Source organism: Sphingomonas bacterium (genome assembly GCF_903644055.1).
Lineage (GTDB): Bacteria > Pseudomonadota > Alphaproteobacteria > Sphingomonadales > Sphingomonadaceae > Sphingomonas_I.
In genome coordinates this window covers 25,123-44,113 of record NZ_CAHJXD010000076.1, presented here as the reverse complement: position 1 = coordinate 44,113, position 18,991 = coordinate 25,123, and the positions used below count along the sequence as shown (strand labels likewise).

Genomic DNA, 18,991 nt, shown 5'->3' with positions numbered 1-18,991 from the left:
GACCAGTAGATTCGCGGGCTGCCGTGGAGGCGGCGGTAGGTGAGGCCGCGCCAGCCGCCCGGATCGGCGGCGGCCGGGACGAGTGCGGGATCGGCGGCGACGCGCGCGATCCGGTGGCCGGCGAGAAGCGCATCGGCTTCGGCGGTGAACCAGCTCGGGTGGCGCGGCTCGCAGACCATCGCGCCGCCGAGGCACCCGGCCGCGAGCACGAAGAAACGCTCCGCCGTTATCGGCGCGAAGGCGAAGCTCGGCGGCAGTTGCAGGAGCAGGGGGCCGCGCTTTTCGCCCAAGCCGTCGACCTCTTCGGCGAAGCGCGCGAGCAGCTCGGCGCAATCCTCCAGCCGGCGCTCATGGCTGATCGCCTTGGGCAGCTTGACCGCGAAGCGGAAGCCGGGCGGCACGCTCGCCGCCCAGCGCGCATAGGTGGCGCGGCGGTGCGGGCGATAGAAGCTGCTGTTGATCTCGACCGCGTTCAGCCGCCGGGCGTAGCGTTCGAGGTGGCTGCCGTCCGCCGGAAAGCGATCGGCCAACGCGGCGGGGATCGACCAGCCGGCCGTCCCCGTCCGCGCCATCAGGCCGCCTGCTTGGCCCGGCTGGCGCGCTTGCGCTCGTGCGGATCGAGGTAGCGCTTGCGCAGGCGGATCGATTTGGGCGTGACCTCGACCAGCTCGTCATCGTCGATATAAGCGATCGCCTGCTCCAGCGTCAGCCGGCGCGGCGGGGTGAGGCGGATGGCGTCGTCCTTGCCGCCCGACGCGCGGAAGTTGGTGAGCTGCTTGGCCTTCATCGGATTGACTTCGAGATCGTCGGTCTTGGCATTCTCGCCGACGATCATGCCCTCGTAGAGCAGCTCCTGCGGCGCGACCATCAATATGCCGCGCTCCTCGAGCGGGCCCAGCGCATAAGCGTTGGCCTCGCCCGCGCCGTTGGAGATCAGGACGCCGTTCTTCCGGCCTTCGATCCTGCCCTTGTAGGGACCATATTTCTCGAACAGCCGGTTCATGATGCCCGTGCCGCGCGTATCGGACAGGAATTCGCCGTGATAGCCGATCAGCCCGCGCGAGGGGGCGGAGAAGGTGATGCGCGTCTTGCCGCCGCCCGACGGCCGCATATCGGTCATCTCGCCCTTGCGATTGGCCATCTTCTCGACGACCGTGCCCGAATATTCCTCGTCGACGTCGATCACGACGGTCTCGTAAGGCTCCTCGCGGCCATTCTCGCCTTCGTGGAACAGCACGCGGGGGCGGCTGATGCTGAGCTCGAAGCCCTCGCGGCGCATCGTCTCGATCAGCACGCCGAGCTGGAGCTCGCCGCGCCCGGCGACCTCGAAACTGTCCTTGTCGTCACTCTCGGTGACGCGGATCGCGACATTGCTCTCGCCCTCGCGGGTGAGGCGATCGCGGATCATGCGGCTGGTGACCTTGGTGCCCTCGCGCCCCGCCATCGGCGAATCGTTGACCGCGAAGCGCATCGACAGCGTCGGCGGATCGATCGGCTGCGCATGGAGCGGCTCGGTCACGCTGGGATCGGCGATCGTGTTGGCGACGGTCGCGACGGTGAGGCCGGCGATCGAGATGATGTCGCCCGCCTGCGCCTCGTCGGTCGGCACGCGCTCGAGCCCGCGGAAGGTCATGATCTTCGATGCGCGGCCGGTCTCGACGACATTGCCGTCGTTATCGAGCGCGTGGATCGGCATGTTGGTCTTGACCGAGCCCGAGAAGACGAGGCCGGTGAGGATGCGGCCGAGGAAATTGTCGCGGTCGAGCAAAGTGACGAGGAATTTGAACGGGCCATCGGGATCGGCCGAGGGCGGGGGAACATGCTCGATGATCTTCTCGAACATCGGCGCCAGCGTGCCTTCGCGCAGGGCCGGATCCTCGTTGGCATAGCCGTTGCGGCCCGAGGCGTAGAGCACGGGGAAATCGAGCTGTTCGTCGGTCGCCTCTAGGCTGACGAACAGATCGAACACTTCGTCGAGCACTTCCTGGATGCGCTCGTCGGGCCGGTCGATCTTGTTGACGACGACGATCGGGCGCAGGCCGAGCGCCAGCGCCTTGCCCGTGACGAACTTGGTCTGCGGCATCGCGCCCTCGGACGAATCGACAAGCAGGATCACGCCATCGACCATCGAGAGGATGCGCTCGACCTCGCCGCCGAAATCGGCGTGGCCCGGCGTATCGACGATGTTGATGCGGATAGGGTCGCTCTCGCCCGCAGGCGTCCATTCGACCGAGGTCGGCTTGGCGAGGATGGTGATCCCGCGCTCCTTCTCGAGATCGTTCGAATCCATCGCGCGCTCCTCGACGCGCTGATTGTCGCGGAAGGTGCCCGACTGGCGGAAGAGCTGGTCGACCAGGGTGGTCTTGCCATGATCGACGTGCGCGATGATGGCCACGTTGCGGAGGCGCATGGTGGTCTTTCGGATCAGAAGCTTCAGAAGTGCCGCGCCCTTAGCCGAATTGCGGCAACGCAACAAGCAGTCAGGCGCGCGCCGCGAGCAGGCCGGCGCCGAACGCGACGAACAGGGCGCCGGTCGCGCGGTTGAACAGGCGCTGCCGGCCCGGCCGCGTCAGATGGCGCGCGAGCCGCCGGCCCCCAAGGGCATAGGCCGCATACCAGCCGGATTCGATCACCGCGAAGGTGGTGACGAGCAGCAGGAGCTGCGGAAGCTGCGGCGCGATGAACTGCGGGAACAGCGCGCCGGCGAAGACGATGAGCTTGGGGTTGGAGAGGCCGGTCAGCAAGGCATCGCGATAGAGACGGCCGGCGGACACGCCCTTCGCGGTGTCGACGCCTGCGGGATCGCGCGGACCGTCGCCGGCGCGCCAGCTCGCGATCCCCAGCCAGACGAGATAGGCGACGCCGGCATAGCGCAGCGCATCGAACAGCCGCGGGAAGGCGGCCAGCAGCGAAGCCAGCCCCGCCGCCGACGCGAGCAGGGCGAGCAGCACCGCCGTCAGACATCCGGCCATCGCCCAGAGGCTGCGCGCGCCATGCTCGATCGAGCGGGTCATGACGTGCAACATGTTCGGGCCGGGCGTCGCCGACACCAGGAACACCGTCACCGCATAGAGCCACCAACTTCCCGCGGTCATGACTCTCCCCTCGGCGAAGCGCGCCCTCTGCCCGGTGAGTGGGGCGATTTGGAGGCGCCCGGCGCCGGAATCGAAACCCGCCGAAGCGGCGGGCGTTGCGGCCGTGGAGATCAGGAGAGCGATCATGCCGCGTGGTGACAAAGGCGCCTACACCGACAAGCAGAAGCGCAAGGCCGAACATATCGAGCAGGGCTATGAGCAGCGCGGCGTGCCCAAGGCGGCGGCGGAGGCGCGCGCCTGGGCGACGGTGAACAAGGAGAGCGGCGGCGGCAACAAATCCGGCTCCGGGCGCGGCAAGGCGGATACGCATGTCTCGTCGAGCCGGGGCGGTGAGGCGCACAAGGCGGGGTCGCCGGAGGCGCGGTCGGCGGCGGCGAGGAAGGGGTGGGATACACGGCGGAAGAAGGCAGGGGAGTGAGCCCTTCCCGTATCGTCACCCCGGACTGGTTCCGGGGTCCCGCTGCCTGCCGACGCTGAAGAAGAAGCGGGACCCCGGATCAAGTCCGGGGTGACGGTTAACTTGGATAGGACAGCCTTTAGGGCGAGGGGCGCCGCGCTCCGTAGCGTCTGCGGAAATCATCGGCCCAGCTTGCCAGCCGCCGCTCCGCGATCGCGTCGCGCAACGCGGCCATGAGCTGCTGGTAGAACCAGAGGTTGTGTTCGGTGAGCAGCATCGCGCCGAGCATTTCGCCTGACTTGGTGAGGTGGTGGAGGTAGGCGCGGCTCCAGCCGGCGATCGGCGAATCCGGATCGATCGGCGCCACATCCTCGGCATGCGCGGCGTTGCGGAGGTTGAGCGGGCCGTCCCAGGTAAAGGCCTGGCCGTTGCGGCCCGAGCGCGTCGGCAGCACGCAATCGAACATGTCTATCCCGCGCTCGACCGCGCCGACGATATCGTCGGGCTTGCCGACGCCCATCAGGTAGCGGGGCCTGGCCGGATCGAGCTGGGCGGGCGCGTAATCGAGGCAGGCGAACATCGCCTCCTGCCCCTCGCCGACCGCGAGGCCGCCGACCGCATAGCCATCGAAGCCGATGTCGAGCAGCGCGTCCGCCGAGGCCTTGCGCAGTTCGCGATCGAGCGCGCCCTGCTGGATGCCGAACAGCGCGGCGCACTCCGCATGCGCGCCGCCGCCGTCGAACGCGGCGCGCGAACGCTTCGCCCAGCGCATCGATCGCGCCATCGCCTCGGCCTGGATATCGCGGGTCGCGGTGGTGGGGACGAGTTCGTCGAACGCCATGACGATGTCCGCGCCGAGCAGCCGCTGGATCTCGATCGAGCGCTCGGGGCTGAGCAGGTGCGCCGAGCCGTCGAGGTGGCTCTTGAAGGCGACGCCTTCCTCGCTGCGCTTGGTCAGCGCGGAGAGGCTCATCACCTGATAGCCGCCGCTGTCGGTGAGGATCGGACGGTCCCAGCCCATGAAGCCGTGCAAACCCCCCAGCCGCGCGACGCGCTCCGCGCCGGGGCGGAGCATCAGGTGATAGGTGTTGCCGAGGAGAATGTCGGCGCCCGTCGTGCGAACCTCGGCGGGGCGCATCGCCTTGACCGTGCCCGCGGTGCCGACCGGCATGAACGCGGGTGTGCGGATCGCGCCGCGCCGCATCGCGATCGCGCCGGTGCGCGCGGCACCGTCGGTGGCGTGGATCGAAAAGGCGAAGCGGGGGGCGGGCATGGCAGCCGAGCGCATGCCGCCCACCGCGCCACGTGTCGAGTATCAGCGTCTTCAGCTAGGCAACAGCAGGCTCGCATCGCCGTAGCTGTAGAAGCGATAGCCCTCGGCGATCGCGTGGGCGTAGGCCGCCTGCATCCGATCCAGCCCCATCAGCGCCGAGACCAGCATGAACAGATTTAGCGGAGGCCAACGACTTTCTGATTTAGATCAAACGACTTATGGAGTTTCTCAGGCAATCTTTTTGCCTTCCCATGAACGACCCAATCTCAACGAAGCCTCTAGGTACGCCGCTATCGAGCGAAAAGCACTTTGGTAGGACGAATCGCGTTACGGTGACCTACTCCCCGCCACCGCAAATTGCTTTCGAGAGCCGACTAAGCTCTGACTTGTCACCGCTCAACGGGTGACTCCGTTAGGTGGCTTGCTCCGGGGAACGGTTGGCTAGGCTACCGAGCAGTAATGCTGAATGAATGAGCCAATGGGTCAATTCTTGCGTCATATCCTGTCGGTCGAGAATGCCATGGGCAAGGTCGTTCCGAACATTGCGTGCGCGGGAATCCGCGTAGAGTGTAGCGATTTGCAGTGAGATACCTTCACCGACCGTCCCAAATTTGGTGGTGAGAATCTTGTCATGCATGATGTCGCCCATCGTGATGACTACCTGTGCCGTCGAGAACCTAGGATGCGGTTTGGTTGAGGCCCCGCCGGCAACTTCGATAAGGTTGCGGAAGCCGCGCTCGATCTGAGGAACGAGAACATGCACAGCCTTGACGAAATCGCCATCAAAATAGGCCTCAAGTCCATCCTGCAGTAAAAGTCCGTCGCCAAACAGTCCGGCGCGGTTGGCAAACCGGGCAAACTCTAAGGCCTTGAGGCGGTGTACCTCAATCGCACGTTTCATAGCCCAACCTAGGAACGGTGTGTCGAACATGACTTTGCGGACTGCTCGACGAAGTAGGTGCCCATTCGGGTCGTCCTCTGCTGAGCCAACTGTCGCCACCACATGATCGCCGTCGAAAATCGATTGGGTGATCATTGAATAAAGCGGTGCCTCCCGTTTGCCCTCTTCGATTAAGGCTTCGAGCGGCGCGCGCTTCAGCAAAAAGCCGACGGCTATGGCTTGCAACGTTGCATCGGCGGACGGCTTAATAACACCTGAGAGAAACTCCTCCACTTTATCAAATGTGACGGTGAACTCCTCTTGAATCGCCGTCATTTCGGATTGTGCTTGGCGGCTTTTCACCGCCATTTCGCGACGTATCCGTTCGACCTCTTCGGACATGCCGGCCTTGCGATATGCTTCCATGCTACTCTGCAGGACGGCAGATGCCAGTAAGGCGTTGCCGAGGCTTGCATGGTGTTCGGCGGCACGGGCTACCGTAGCGTGGCAGCGACCGGCGTCTTGGACTTGTCCCGTTCGCTCGTAATGCTTGGATAGACGGTCCGCCGTCATTTTTACGAAATGCGGATCGAAGGCATTTGGATCGGCCGCGTTTGAATGATGCACGAGCATCGATTCAAGGTCACATACAAGCGACGATCTTTCGGAATCCGATAGGCCTGCTTTTCTCTGCTGGACGAGAATATCGTACGCCTGCCACCATAGAGTGCCTTCGCTCATTGCTCGGAAGTGCAACGCAAGCACCGCCTGTTTTGCAGCCGGAATCCGAACGCTATCGTTGATTTGAATTGCTAGCTGCAGCGCCCTGGCACCGTCCTCGAAACCTTGATGAAGGTTGGCAGCTGCGACCGTGCTGGCCGCCTCTATGTAACTATCTATAGCGAGCTTCACGTCCGAGAAGACGCCGTTAATGCCCGCAATCGTCTTGCTAAGATCCCAGCAAAGGTCGGCATATCGAGCGCGAAGTGCGGGATGCGTCAATGACTGCGATCGGCTGCACCAATGTTCAAGAATCTCAGCGTCCGCTTGGGATATATCTGGGCTATAAAATGCCGTTCCATCCGCATATTCACCAGACGCTATTGGTCCAAAATGGGTTGACCAAGGACTGTCGCGCGGATCGCAATTGACAAGCGCGAACGCTAAAATCTCTGCCCACGCTCCCTTTTGCTGGTCGTCAGACAGAGCGCCCAAAGACTGCCTCGCGGCTTGTAGAGCGGTTAACACCTCAACGCGATCGAATGGAGTCGAGCGTTGGTCAAAATCAGCGAGTATTTGTGCGATCGCCGTGGGGATTATCAGAGCCATAGTTTCCCATGGGCTCCCGACGAATGCATGCCAACACATACGCTGAGCCGGCGGGCCAGCGCAAAGCAGCGGGAGAGAGTTATGGCGCGCGAATTTACCCGGCAGTCGCTATACGAATTGGTCTGGTCGAAGCCGATCACGCACGTCGCGAAGGAATTTGCCCTCTCCGATGTCGCGGTTCACAAGATTTGCCGCAAACATGGTATTCCGACCCCGCCATTAGGCTGGTGGACAAAGATGCAGGCTGGAAAGCCGGTAAAGCAAACGCCCCTTCCTTCTGCGCCCGCCAACAGTGCGGATCGGATCGTCATCACGACGCTCGACCTCAGCAAAGAAGGCGGTTCGCTCGCCGATGCCCGACAGCAAGCACGCATTCGGGCCAGCAGCCAAGATTCCAGTGTCTCGCGCTCGTTTCCTATAATCGATCGCACCATCACTGCGCTTCGCCAGGCGGATGTGGCATACAATGGTCTCTCGACGGTTTCGGGGCCTAGCCTCATCAGCTGCGAAGTCAGCAAGGCGGCGTTGGATCGGCTCAAACTGTTTCTCTCGCGCCTAGCCGCAGCGGCGGAGGTTCAGGGCTTCCAACTTAAAGATGGTGAGCGGGGCGTCCAATTCGCGGGCGATGGTGAGACGATCCACCTTCGGGTGACTGAAACCGTCAAGCGCGTGAAGCATGAACTGACGGCCCAAGAGCAGAAACTGCAGGACGCTCGGGACGCCAAGGTCGAACGCGAAGCGAAACGACGAACGTGGAACCTAGATTACTCGAGCAGGCCGTTCTTTGCCGAGTGGGATTATATTTGCACTGGCCAGCTCAGCCTTGAGATGGAAACCGCGCATATAGAGGGCAGACAGGGTCCGCGCAGCACGTTCCGCGATGCAAAGATACAGCGCCTGGATAAGATGGCCGAGGATATCTCGGTTGCGTTAGCAGTGCTTGCTGTCGCCAAACGCGATGCGCGCGAACGCCGTGACCAGGCCGAGTGTATCCGGCTGGAAGAGAAGCGCCGCCGGGAGCAACCGCTCAGGGCGAAACACATCGCCCAGCGGCGGCGCGAAGGGCTGGACAGCGTATTGGTGGACCTCGCAAATCTTGATCGTCTGCGGCGGATGCTGGCGGGCTTAAAGGACATCAAGAAGGACGGGGCATCGACGAGGGTGTCGGAGTTCCTCTCTCGGGCGCAGATCGAGCTTAACGTGAGGGAAGAGGCGCTATCGGCGTCCGGCTTGCATAGGCGCTTCGAAGAAACCCGGCTGTTTGGCGACGACGATGACCATGGGTTCAAATCGCCTCTCTGGTATTAACTGCACGCCCAACAATTCCTTCGATATGACGCCACCCGGCGCCGTAAACATAATAGGAATATCCCACCCGCGAGCTTCGCGGATGGGATCAGGTTTGGTTACGGCGGGGATGAGCTGGAACGGTAATAGCCGTCGTCATCGCACGACCAATTGCCAGCTCGTAATCCTGCCTTCAACGTAATGACGACATGCTGGTGGTTGAATTCGAGTTCGCGCAACGCGCCGACAATACGACGCCGGGTGTTGATGCGCGCATCGAGTAGCGCATGAATCAGATTGGTCGCTTGCTCGTGCTTATTTGAGCCGCTGGCCCGCTTGAGTGCCCGCAGACCTCGAAAGAATTCGGCGTTCTGATCAGGCGTCCAGTTAGTGGAATCATCCGGTGTAGTCATGGTGTGTCCAATGATTACCGGCTGCGCCGAAGCGCAGGCCGGGTTTCGGTTAGATGGTGGGAAGCGTCCAAGTCGTGCCGCTCGCCTTGACGGCCGTGTTCACCGCGTTGCGAAGTGTCTCGGTTGAGAGGTGAGCGTACCTCTCGGTGGTCCGTGTCTGGGCATGGCCCAGCACGTTCGCGATGACCCAGAGCGAATGACCAGATTGGGCAAGGTGACTTGCCAGAGTGTGGCGCAGGTCATGTAAGCGGACGTCGCCAAGGCCTGCTCGATGCCGCGCCTGATCCCAGCTCGTGAAGATCGAGGTGAACGGTACCTTCGTTTTGGGGTTCGCCACGATGTATGGGCACCGATCAAGACGAGGAATTGAACGGAAGACCGCCAACGCCTCATCCCCGAGCGGCACATGCCGAGCGCCGGTTTTACCCTTCAGGATCTTTAGGCTCTTGTTCTCGAAGTCGACCTGATCCCACTTGGCATCCAGGATTTCCCGTTTCCGGCACCCTGTAAGCAGGAGCAAGGCGACGATCTGGCCCAACTTCGCGTTGGGACTTTGCTCGACCGCGACCTTGAGCCGCCTGACCTCCTCCTGCGTAAGGAACCGTTCCTTCCTGTTGTCGGGATCCTTGAGCTTCGCGCCCTTCAAAGGATTGCGCTCCGCCCCCGGCACACCCCAGTCCCCGGCGAGCCGCATCATGCACGACAGGATCACCTGCCAGCGATTTACGGTCGCCTGTGCATAGCCATCCTTCACCTTCCCGTTCAGCCATTCCATGATCTCGGTCTGGTTGAGCTTATCGAGATGCTGCTTGCCGAAGCGCGGAAGCAGGTGAAGGCGTAGATATCGCTCATCGATATCTGACGAGCGCTTGTTCTCGCGGGCGTGGTCCAGATAGCGCGGAGCGAATTCTGCCAGGGTCGGCACCTGCCGGATGACCTTGCGCTTCGCTTGGGGGCTTTCACCAGTTAAGGCTTGCGCCTTGACCCTCAAGGCCACCCTACGGGCTTGGTCGGCCGTCAATACCGACGCATCCCCGATCTTATACTGAATCTGCTTGCTGCGATCGTCGGTGTATCGAACCGCGTATGTTTTGCGGTTGTGGGCGATCTCGCACATGAAGCCCGTCAGAGCCTCGTCGAACAGCGTGATCTTGCGTTTGTCGGGCGGGCAGGTCGCGATCAAGATTGCGGTGTTGGTGATTTTTATGACTGGCATTTCTGTTTCCTTGAGCAATTGAGGGGCGGTTGGGCACGCAGGAGCGCGCCGAGCGGCGGCGATGGTCGGCTGATGCACGGGCGCGGGTCGGCTCTCCTCGGTCCGCAGGCGGGCGAGGTTGGGCAGTTTCCGGCGCGTTCAGGGGGAGCCGGGGAGAGCCGGTTGGCGTTCCCAGCGGGGCTACAGCGGGGCGTTACCCCGCAATTAAATCAGTATGGCTGATCGAGATCGGCGACCGTTGAAGGCTTTCGTTTCCGCAGTATGGGGCCCGTCCGTAAATCAACAGGCGGCTCTATACGGACTACCGGGAGCTGGAGATGATAAGCCTTGTTATCATCGCGGTACCAATACCCGTCGTTGATCGTCGGACCCGAAAAGCGGTCCAAGACGGAGGCGACCTCTGCATAGCCGAAGCCCACAAATCGAGGGACATTCCGGACGATATCGTCTCGCGTCCGAGCGCCTTCGGCGATGCACGCCATAATCATGATGAGCAGGCAATCTTCATCGGCGACGATCGCTTGTCGGTCGCGCATGAAGGCTCTGCCCCGTTCGATGAGCGCTTTGTAAGTGCGGCGCTGTGCTAGCATTTCGGTGGCGGTCTTAATGTTGGACATATCGGTCTCCTAAAAATGGCAAGGGAAGTCGTTTTCCGAACCTCGGTTTTGAGACTCAGAGCACGGTGCGCGGGCACTCGCTCAGTGCAGCGCGGCAGATTTGCGGGAAGGTTCAGCGTTGCGGCCGGGCGCGGCTGCGCGACGGCAAAAATCTGAAACGCTGCTGTGATGCTGTTAGGTGGGCGCGAGATCGCCCGGCGGCAACAATGGAAGCAGCTCGTAAATGAACGCTCCTCGCCCGCCGCGTTTGAACTGCCAGCGATGTTGCAGCGGATCATCGCCGGTGTAGCGATCGATCAGTCGGCCGCCCTCCCGGCCGCTGATCCCGGTCCTGGACGCGATCTCTTTGGCGAGGATCATCTTAGTATTGATGCCCTCTGTGATGCAGGCAGACGCGACCGTGATGAGATCGGCGTCCGATCGCTGTTCTTCGACTCGCTTGAATTCGTCGATCTGTTGCGGATCGATGAGGCGGACCGATGCCAGCAGTTCGTCGTACGGTACGCCGGTCTCGCCAGCATAGGCGTAGGCCGCCCTTTCGGCGGAGTCGCCACGGGCTTTGACCCGCCGGAACTCGACCACCTTCTCTTTTTCTTCGGTCGAGGTGGACAGCTTGCTGATAGTGTAAACGGCATCGGCATCATCAACGAGATCGGAAGTTCCGGCGTAACGCGCGGTCCCATCGGCGTTAGCGTTCTTGGTGGTATGCGCGAGGCCAAGTACGCTGCCACCCCTCATGGCAACCTGTCGAAACGCTTGGGCGATGGCGCTTGATTCCTTCTTATCCATGAGGCTTCCGAATTTCTTGATCGTGTCGACGATGACCAAAACACCCCGCGCGTCGTCATCGTCCGCCAGCTTGTGGAGTAGCGCTATAAGCACGCTGTTTCGCAGGTTTCGGAAGCCCGGCGAAAGGGTGTGTGCGCCGAGGTCGTCCATGATCTGAAGCTTTGTGGCAAAGCCGGAACCGTTGTCGTCGGCGTTCACAAAGAACACATTGCCGGCAGCAATCCGCCCCTCCCGCACGGCATCGACGACGAGGCTCAACGCAAGCAGCGTTTTCCCTATGCCGGGACCGGCATACCAGATTGTTACCTGCCCCTTGAGGCATACGTCGCCAAGGAGAGGTTTCGCCTCGATCGCGAGCCGCTTGAACTTATCTGCCTGTCCGCGCAGGCTGAACGGAACAAGCGCATTACTGCTCGCGGCCGGTTCAGGTGCCGAGGTTGTCAGCTGATTGACGTGGGCGGCAGCGAGCACCGAAAGCTCAGCGACGTTTTTCGCGAGACCTTCGCTGAGATCGACGCCACTGAGATCGACCTTCTCACCTTCGCTGATGAGATCGACCCCGTCTGGCACAGCGCGCCTGAGCGGACTGATTAGCGCAGGATTGTCCAATCTGTAGAGTGCCAGGCGGCGGTCACCTTTCACGAGGGCAAAGTGCGACGGGACGCCCATCGTTTTGAGCATTTCAATCAATGCGGCGTGCGTGTGCTCGCCGTTCGCCTGAAGCATGATGACAGAGGGAGGGAGCAGATATTCGCCCTCGCCGGTTGGTATAAGGCCAAACTCGACAAGCGGGTCTACGGGAGGCGGGTCGAGGAACAGGCTGCTGACCGCGATCTTCGCAGACGATTGTGGAGGTTCAGGTACAGCCGAAATTGCTGAAAAGGAGGTTAGCATCAACGATGCCTTTCAGTTGAAGTTGGTAAGCCAGCGGGCAGCCGAGCTTTTCTTGGATGGCAGCGCCGCACCGTTTCGGTGCGAGCTTCGCATGAACACCGTGACGCGCTGCAGCGCTGTAAAGCTAAGATGAAGCACGCGCCTTGCGATCATGTTCCGCGATCACCTTGTTGGCCATCCGCAACACATCCCTAAGTCGTTTGAGTTGTTTCCGGTATTGGAGAGGTGAGTTATCCGGAATATCGAAATCTCCAAAACTTTGACGTTTCTGATCGTCTTTCATGTTTGTCCTGTCTTAATCGATTCGCAGAGTGTTATCGCTCTGTCTGCTGTGCATGATACTTTCTCGATCCAATTCGACAATGCGTTCTGGAGAGCGTTCTTCCCCCACGGCCCACTTAGAGCTTCCGGGGAAATTCCCCGGTCGCACTCCTGCGCCACGGTAGACTCTCGATTTCGCGATTCGTTTGTGCGACTAATTCAGAATTAATCCGAGGCTGGGAGTTGCACGTGGGAGTCAGCAAAAAGTCGGCCGAACCAAATGAAGCGGATGAGTCCCCCACCCCGACCACGGTCAGCCTCGCCCAATTTGAAACGTTTTTGGCAATCATTCGAACCGGAGCGACGAAGACTGCTGCTGACAGGCTTGCGATTGATGATTCGACGCTGCGGGGACGCATACGGAGCCTAGAAGCATGGCTCGGCAGAACGCTTTTCACGAAGAGGCCGACTTACAGGCTGACGCCCTACGGGCACCGGTTTCGCCCTACTGCTGAGCTGTTAGTTCGCTCGCTGTACGAAGCTCGCGAAAAAACCAACTTCGAGCGCATCATGGAATTGAAAGGTGTGCCCCTTGATCAGCCCTTAGGCCGGGAAGTCACGAACAAAGTCACGGGCGAAACCTACTATCAGATAGATTGATTGATGGAGACGTGTAGGGCTATTGCCGTTGAATTGTGCGAGCGATTATTGCCAACGCGGCGACGCCAAGGCTGACCGCCGGCTGAGCCTGAACCATACCGATGACCGTACATATCGCGAGTAAGCCAAATACCTCTCGTGGTTTGGTGAACAAGCCCACGATGATGCTGAGAAGGACGGCGAGGTACAATGCGACGGCAATGGCTTATGCCGCCGCAATCACGACGCAAGCGACGATGAAGATGCCTATGATCTTCATGCCTCTGCGAACATTCGGCATAGGCACTGAAGCTCTGGTATCACGCCGTCTGCGTTGGGGATGATCAAGATATACGCGAAAGCCGAGCCGAAGCTGACGATCATCACCCAGTGGCCGTCTTCGTAATCGAGGTGATCCCAAAAGGGATGGAATCCTTTGTTACCAAAGCGGCCTCCATCGGGATCGAGAAGCGGCGACATGCCGATGGCATCAATGATGTCGGCTTCGCGATCACCCTGCTCGACGATCACGAACTCGGTGTGATCGCTTAAATCTCCCCAGCGTGTGTGCAGGGAGGCGAAGCGGCGTTTGAGGATTGCGCGGAGGTCGGGGTTGAGGTCGAGCGTGAGCGTGTGCGCTATTGAGGCGCGATCGTAGATAGTCTTCATGTGGATATGCTCCAGGCATAAAAATAGCCCGCGAAGGCGAGGGCCTTGCGAACTGGGAGCCGCGTTGTGGCGGCAGGTTTGTTGGCTTTATTTGGCTTTTCGTTCGAGACTGCGGCGGCCAGGAACGACGATGGACAACTTAGCCCTTAGGTGTTGCAGCCTCGGTGGATGTTGGTGCGATAATGGCTCCGACGCGCACTAGCGCGAGCAGAGCAGGATCGATTTCGCTGCTGGTCAGCACTACCAAGATGTGAGCAAAGTCATCGGAAAGAATGAACGCGACTTCGATGCAGCCGCCGTGGTCCATTGACCATTCCCATGATGGAGCGGGGCCGTCGCCGGTCAAGTTGACCAACAGCGGAAAGCCGAGTGTCTGCTCCACTTCTGGAAGGCCATCACCGGGCTCGACGATGTAGAACCAAGCTTCCTCCGCCAGATCAATGCGGAGGCGCAATAGCGATCGGATGGCAGGAGCGGTTGGAGGATCGAGCGCGCTGCTAAACGCACTCGGGCTGGCAATGATGTACATAGTTTTCTCCAATATAAAAAGCCCCCGGCGGTGAGGCCGAGGGCTTGGCTTTGGTTAGTAGTGAGCGCGATCGCCCTACAGCGAAGCACTTAAAGTCGTGTAGGCTTAGATTGACGTGATCAATGCATAGAGTCTGACAATCTTTCTAGTTCCTTTATTGACTGAACAGCGTCTCGATTCTGTTTTGCTTTAATGGCATCGCCGAGTGTAAGATGTATGATTGGCGGTAACGCTGTCAGCAGAATGAGCAGCGCTGCGACGATGGATCGGAGCTTCTTGGTCATATCAAAGCTCCTTGCGTGAGTTGCTGAGCATAATCAGGCCTAGTGCCAGCCCGCCTAGCGGGAGCCCAATATCGCGGACGAAGCCCATGCCGCCCGGTTGATCAACATCAGAATAGAAGTCGTTGTTAGCAAAGCACGGCATCTGGATGTTGATGAAATCAATTCCTTGCCGTTGCGGGCCAAAGAATGCGTAACAATATCCTGTTTGGTCGATGAGCTTGAGACTGATCGATAGGATGAGGAGTAACGACACCCCCAGAAGGGTGGCCGTGTTGCGGGAAATTCCCAGACGCTGAATCGGTTGTAAGTTGGCGACGGCTATCAAGATTACTCCGCCGCCCACAGCAGCTTTCATGTCGTAAAAGGCCCAGAACGTCAGCGCGAGCGCTGCCACTGCAAGCAGGTAATCGTATTTTTCGGAAAAGATGGTTCGCTTCATAAACTGTTCCCCTGTTGATGATTGAAGGCATGCGAAATCGCGTCAGAACGCGGTTGCGCTGACGTGTCAGATCGTTGCTGTCATTGATGTCGCCCCCACTTGCGGAGCGACCTTCGGCTCAACCTCGTGCCGCCCCTATGTTCCTCTCGGGGCGACGGCCGAAGCCGGATGTTCGAAACCTGATCGATGAACAGGCGCATGCGCCTTTACCGTCGCCGGCTGGACATACGCGCATGCCACCCGGCCTCGGAATCAAGTTCCGTGGACCGAGTTCATCGATTGAGGTTTCGACGCCCCACCTTCCGGCTTTCACGGAAGGCCGGCGGATCATGGTCAGGCCGGACGGTGTTCGCAATACCCGTTTGCGTGGGAAGGGTTTGAGACCCTCATATAAGGTGGTGTTTCTGCCTCGCTGCCCAACAGTTTAAAGGAGATACTGGCTGGCGGATTGATAAGAAGGTAAGTCGATCAGATGGCACGACCGACGAAAAGCGACCTGCTTCAGCGCATCACCGCATCCTTCAAAGATGCGGGGTGGTCAGTTGAGTTGCTTTCCGAGATCGGGGTCCACCCCATTGAGCTCAGTATCGCGCGAGGACATAAGCGCCTGGCTGTCCGTGCTTATGTTTGGAATCTGACCCACGGAGGAAAAACTCGCTCCAGAGACGAACTTCGCATTCAGGCGACCGGGATAAAATCTTTCGATCGGGCGATCGGCGCGCAGACCATAATCCTTGGTTGGAGCCAAGAATTCCATGCTTTCGCCTGCTTTGATATCGATCGCCATCTCGGTGCTTTGGGGTCTTCGCCTTCCCTACAGATTAGTCGGTCCGCCCTTGAGTCGTCAGAAGCGTCCGGGATCGCGGCGCGTACAAAGAGCAACAGTGAAATAGTGGTGGCCGTAAGGTCCGATGTTCTCGCGGAATATGTGAATCATCGAGCGCGACTTCATAGCCCGGCTGAGGCGCAAATGACTGTCGAGGCTCTCCGCGAGACACTTCGGCGCGACCGCGAAGACCGGCTGCCGGAATTGGCGCGATACGCCGAAATTGCCATCGGCGGCCGCAAGGCAGTCTTTGGCGATGAGGCGGAAATGGTAGAGAGGCGCGTCATCCTGGAAAGGCTGGCGACGCTAGAGCGTGAAATTGATCAGATACGCCAACAACCGGGAATGATGGGACACAATCGCCCCCCACCGGAGGAGGCTCTGACTGATCCGAGCATCGCTGAGATTGCCGATGCCGTGCGCGGGATGGGCGAGGAAATGGAGCGGGACGAGCCTCGACCTCGTGAGATAGTGGACCGCGTCACCGTGATCGAGCGAGTTGCCAAGGTTTGGCGATCCGTCCAGAGTGAGGCTCTAAAGGTCAAAGATGTCGCCAAAGACGAAATCAGGAAACGTGCAGTCGGCGCAGTCATAACCACTGTCGCAGGCGGTGGAGCTTTATATCATCATGAAGTGGGCAAAATAGCTGCGCAGATTGTTGAGGCAACTCTCAACTGGTTGAGCTTGATCTTTTAATAATACGGAAACTAACTACCGTCCTCGGGAGCAATTGATTGATTGCGCTTTTGCGCCATGACACGAGCAGCGTTGGCGGCAACATAATCCAATAAAACGCTAGCTCCCTTGTCGAGATAGCCTTTAACAATCACACCGTTTATAAGCAAAAACTGTAGATGCGTCGCCTGCGTAATCTCGCGAACGTATGCAATGGCTTCGCTAGAGAAGTCGCTCGTAGTAACGACGGCGACAACATGCGCTTTCGAGTAAATGGCAAGGCCGACTTCCTTAGCCACATCACCTAAGCTGACCCGGTTGGTTATGCACTTGCATTGAAAATTCCAGCGCGAAAATAGCAGGTTTTTGCCCTCAGCGGTCAAATCAACCTCGGCGTGAGCCGTGTCGCGGCTTCGCAAACGAAACGCCCTTGGTTCAAGTCCGATATCAAGGATCATTTTAAGCGCGAGCAATTCGAGGCCCAGGCCTCTTTCATAAGTGTCTCTGCTTTCTAGCAGCTGCTGCACTTCAGCGCGGGGGAGGTCGATTTTGGCGCGAAGGTCGGACGGGATAATTTGATCGAAGTCGGGCAGCACAGAAGTGATCGGAATGCCCATCAACTTAGCTGATGGTATGATCACCCCGCTTTTACCGCCTCGGCCGGTGACGCTGGGACCAGCCGGCACCTCGACCCAGCCGGCGTCGATAAGAGGATTGATGATTTTCGATCGGATCTGATCCTCATCGAACCGTGCGCGATGTTCTCGTAAACACTCGTCAATTACTTGCTTAGCTGGGGTTTCCGTTCCGCCATTGGTCTCAGCAAGCCGGCGCAGCACTCGGATAAAGATCTGCTGATTCAGCGGCAACTCGGCAAAGCCAGACCGCTCAGAATCCGAAATGCCGAGGACCGCCTTCATCACCGCGTCTACAGGTTCTGGATTGCCCCGCCCGTCTTTGGTGAAAAGCCCTGCTAACACCATCCAATTAAGTAACGTCGTGTGATCAGTCGTCGCGTTCGACAACCCCTGTATGCCGCCGACCTCTAGCTCACGCTTCAGACTTGCCTTGGTTAGGTCTTCTCCCCGACGATTAAGCGAGCGCACCGCATCGACGATAGCCATGCCGTTGCCCGTGGCGACGATGTGACTGATCATCCGTTGTGCGGCTTCCGTAGCATCTGGTGCGGCGAGAATAGCTTTACCCACGTCGGTGAGAGCAAGTGGTTGGCGGGTCATCAGGCCAAGACTGTTTAGCGTAGCGGGAATGTTCGTGCTGGCGCGCTTGTTGCCGGCGCTCGCAAAGAACGCACCATCCCATTCAGCGACAATTGCTGACATGTCTGGTGCCAAACGTTCGAGTATCTCGAGCGGACGTCGAACATCTTTGATAATGCCCGGCGAGAAATCGTTGAAAGATGGAAGGCGTCTCATGCAGCTTTGCGTAACGGCGTCCCTAGCGCCTCGGCAACGCTGCGCCCCACCGCCGCCGCCAGAACAGGTGGAACGGCATTGCCGATTTGACGCCATTGCCGCTCAATAGTGCCGGAAAGATCGAAGTTGTCGGGAAATGTCTGCAACCGCTTAATTTCGCTGATCCTCAAGATACGATTGCGCCAATGGAATGGCCCCATGTTGTTGGAGCGCCGCGCCTGGATAGTCCACGATGGCATATCCGGACTAAGTTTTAGTAAGAACGACCAGTACCGCCCGCGCCACTTGAACTTAGGCTCGGGATGGCCGCGCTTTTCTGTAAAATATAGGTAGTTATCTCCCGGCGGTACCTGACGAAGCAAGTCGTGGTGTTGGCCACCGGCGAAATGGCCCAAGTCGCCAGCATTCTGTTCAGTGTCTAGGTCGGCCAGGACCTCACCCGCAGTAGCCCATGGTAACAAAATAGAATCCGGCTGATTAGAATGTGTCGGTTTCGGAAGTTCAACGCGCGCTTCTAACGAACCAATTACAAAACAGCGTTCACGAATCTGCGGTACCCCGTAATCAGCAGAGTTCAAAACGCCTGTTGTGACTTTATAGCCTAACCCCTCCGCGCGGCTAATAATCGTTTCAAGTGCGTCCGCATGGACTTTGTAGGCTAAGCCCTTCACATTCTCTAGGATAAACGCCCGAGGGCGTACCCAATCAAGCATATTGAGATAACCGTTGATCGTCTCCCAACCGCTAGGGTCATCGAGCGCACGAGGCATTTCCTTGCGGTAGAAGCGGCTTTTTGAAAACGGAGGACAAGGAGGGCCGCCTGCAACGAGATCGATCTCTCCGATTGTCCCGCCGAGAGCCTCGGCAACATCATTACGATCAATCGTGCCGATCCCGCCGACAAGGAAAGGAGTTTTAGGCATATTGCGCCGCCACGTCTCGCTGCACAAAGCCTCGAAATCGCTGGCAAGCGCAGTTCGGAATCCAGCCTCATGCAGTCCCAAATCAAGGCCGCCGCAACCGCTAAACAGGCTTATGCTTCGCAC

General features: G+C 59.6%; 19 protein-coding genes and 2 pseudogenes. 5 read left to right on the top strand and 16 right to left on the bottom strand.

Annotated features, from left to right (window positions below; all coding sequences use genetic code 11):
* From HUU94_RS03445 to HUU94_RS03435, 3 genes are all read right to left on the bottom strand, one after another.
* On the bottom strand, nucleotides 1–572 hold a 572-nt coding region (locus tag HUU94_RS03445; RefSeq protein WP_174273717.1), incomplete at its 3' end, for a DUF72 domain-containing protein.
* Nucleotides 572–2,410, bottom strand: a complete 1,839-nt coding sequence (typA, locus tag HUU94_RS03440; RefSeq protein ID WP_174273716.1) for a translational GTPase TypA — start codon at nucleotides 2,408–2,410, stop codon at nucleotides 572–574. The genes typA and HUU94_RS03445, both read right to left, overlap by 1 nt.
* A 70-nt stretch (nucleotides 2,411–2,480) precedes the next feature.
* Entirely contained in the window at nucleotides 2,481–3,095 is a 615-nt protein-coding gene (locus HUU94_RS03435; protein ID WP_174273715.1) for a LysE family translocator, read from the bottom strand.
* Between the two features lie 124 nt (nucleotides 3,096–3,219).
* Here HUU94_RS03435 and HUU94_RS03430 point away from each other — a divergent pair, with 124 nt between their 5' ends.
* Nucleotides 3,220–3,513, top strand: a complete 294-nt coding sequence (locus HUU94_RS03430; protein ID WP_174273714.1) for a plasmid stabilization protein — start codon at nucleotides 3,220–3,222, stop codon at nucleotides 3,511–3,513.
* Between the two features lie 118 nt (nucleotides 3,514–3,631).
* On the opposite strand, the gene tgt is transcribed toward HUU94_RS03430, so the two are convergent.
* The 3 genes and pseudogenes from tgt to HUU94_RS03415 all read right to left on the bottom strand — a co-directional run bounded on the left by tgt (nucleotide 3,632) and on the right by HUU94_RS03415 (nucleotide 6,974).
* Nucleotides 3,632–4,765, bottom strand: a complete 1,134-nt coding sequence (gene tgt, locus HUU94_RS03425; RefSeq protein ID WP_174273713.1) for a tRNA guanosine(34) transglycosylase Tgt — start codon at nucleotides 4,763–4,765, stop codon at nucleotides 3,632–3,634.
* A 51-nt stretch (nucleotides 4,766–4,816) separates the two neighbouring features.
* Nucleotides 4,817–4,951: pseudogene (locus HUU94_RS03420) on the bottom strand (S-adenosylmethionine:tRNA ribosyltransferase-isomerase); the annotation flags it as partial.
* A 226-nt stretch (nucleotides 4,952–5,177) separates the two neighbouring features.
* Complete coding sequence (locus tag HUU94_RS03415; RefSeq protein ID WP_174273712.1) at nucleotides 5,178–6,974, bottom strand: DUF4209 domain-containing protein; 1,797 nt, start codon at nucleotides 6,972–6,974, stop codon at nucleotides 5,178–5,180.
* 81 nt (nucleotides 6,975–7,055) lie between these two features.
* Here HUU94_RS03415 and HUU94_RS03410 point away from each other — a divergent pair, with 81 nt between their 5' ends.
* Nucleotides 7,056–8,282: a phage tail tape measure protein gene (locus HUU94_RS03410; RefSeq protein ID WP_174273711.1), complete on the top strand. Its 1,227-nt coding sequence runs from the start codon at nucleotides 7,056–7,058 to the stop codon at nucleotides 8,280–8,282.
* A 98-nt stretch (nucleotides 8,283–8,380) separates the two neighbouring features.
* Here HUU94_RS03410 and HUU94_RS03405 read toward each other — a convergent pair whose 3' ends face one another.
* From HUU94_RS03405 to HUU94_RS03390, 4 genes are all read right to left on the bottom strand, one after another.
* The gene (locus tag HUU94_RS03405) at nucleotides 8,381–8,674 is read right to left on the bottom strand and encodes a hypothetical protein (RefSeq protein ID WP_174273710.1); all 294 of its coding nucleotides are present in this window, start codon (nucleotides 8,672–8,674) and stop codon (nucleotides 8,381–8,383) included.
* Between the two features lie 49 nt (nucleotides 8,675–8,723).
* On the bottom strand, nucleotides 8,724–9,890 hold the full coding sequence (locus HUU94_RS03400; RefSeq protein ID WP_174273709.1) for a tyrosine-type recombinase/integrase: 1,167 nt from the start codon (nucleotides 9,888–9,890) through the stop codon (nucleotides 8,724–8,726).
* 209 nt (nucleotides 9,891–10,099) lie between these two features.
* Entirely contained in the window at nucleotides 10,100–10,507 is a 408-nt protein-coding gene (locus HUU94_RS03395; protein WP_174273708.1) for a hypothetical protein, read from the bottom strand.
* 174 nt (nucleotides 10,508–10,681) lie between these two features.
* Nucleotides 10,682–12,190: an AAA family ATPase gene (locus HUU94_RS03390; protein ID WP_174273707.1), complete on the bottom strand. Its 1,509-nt coding sequence runs from the start codon at nucleotides 12,188–12,190 to the stop codon at nucleotides 10,682–10,684.
* A 510-nt stretch (nucleotides 12,191–12,700) separates the two neighbouring features.
* Between HUU94_RS03390 and HUU94_RS03385 the strand changes: the two genes are divergently transcribed.
* Nucleotides 12,701–13,111, top strand: a complete 411-nt coding sequence (locus tag HUU94_RS03385) for a LysR family transcriptional regulator (RefSeq protein ID WP_174273706.1) — start codon at nucleotides 12,701–12,703, stop codon at nucleotides 13,109–13,111.
* 255 nt (nucleotides 13,112–13,366) lie between these two features.
* On the opposite strand, the gene HUU94_RS03380 is transcribed toward HUU94_RS03385, so the two are convergent.
* The 4 genes from HUU94_RS03380 to HUU94_RS03365 form a co-directional block, all read right to left on the bottom strand.
* Nucleotides 13,367–13,759 carry a hypothetical protein gene (locus HUU94_RS03380; RefSeq protein ID WP_174273705.1) on the bottom strand — a complete coding sequence of 131 codons (393 nt, stop codon included), beginning with the start codon at nucleotides 13,757–13,759 and terminating at the stop codon, nucleotides 13,367–13,369.
* 139 nt (nucleotides 13,760–13,898) lie between these two features.
* Complete coding sequence (locus tag HUU94_RS03375) at nucleotides 13,899–14,288, bottom strand: hypothetical protein (RefSeq protein ID WP_174273704.1); 390 nt, start codon at nucleotides 14,286–14,288, stop codon at nucleotides 13,899–13,901.
* Between the two features lie 119 nt (nucleotides 14,289–14,407).
* A complete protein-coding gene (locus HUU94_RS03370; protein WP_174273703.1) occupies nucleotides 14,408–14,572 on the bottom strand; it encodes a hypothetical protein in 165 nt (54 codons plus the stop codon).
* Nucleotide 14,573: 1 nt separating this feature from the next.
* On the bottom strand, nucleotides 14,574–15,011 hold the full coding sequence (locus HUU94_RS03365) for a hypothetical protein (protein ID WP_174273702.1): 438 nt from the start codon (nucleotides 15,009–15,011) through the stop codon (nucleotides 14,574–14,576).
* 472 nt (nucleotides 15,012–15,483) lie between these two features.
* Between HUU94_RS03365 and HUU94_RS12935 the strand changes: the two are divergent.
* Nucleotides 15,484–15,882, top strand: a pseudogene (locus tag HUU94_RS12935) (hypothetical protein); the annotation flags it as partial.
* A gap of 99 nt (nucleotides 15,883–15,981) precedes the next feature.
* Nucleotides 15,982–16,533 carry a hypothetical protein gene (locus HUU94_RS03355; protein WP_174273700.1) on the top strand — a complete coding sequence of 184 codons (552 nt, stop codon included), beginning with the start codon at nucleotides 15,982–15,984 and terminating at the stop codon, nucleotides 16,531–16,533.
* Nucleotides 16,534–16,544: 11 nt separating this feature from the next.
* Here the strand turns inward: HUU94_RS03355 and HUU94_RS03350 are convergent, their stop codons facing one another.
* The gene (locus HUU94_RS03350) at nucleotides 16,545–17,945 is read right to left on the bottom strand and encodes a restriction endonuclease (RefSeq protein WP_174273699.1); all 1,401 of its coding nucleotides are present in this window, start codon (nucleotides 17,943–17,945) and stop codon (nucleotides 16,545–16,547) included.
* On the bottom strand, nucleotides 17,942–18,991 hold the full coding sequence (locus HUU94_RS03345; RefSeq protein ID WP_302480177.1) for a DNA cytosine methyltransferase: 1,050 nt from the start codon (nucleotides 18,989–18,991) through the stop codon (nucleotides 17,942–17,944). Before HUU94_RS03345 ends, HUU94_RS03350 begins: the two co-directional genes overlap by 4 nt.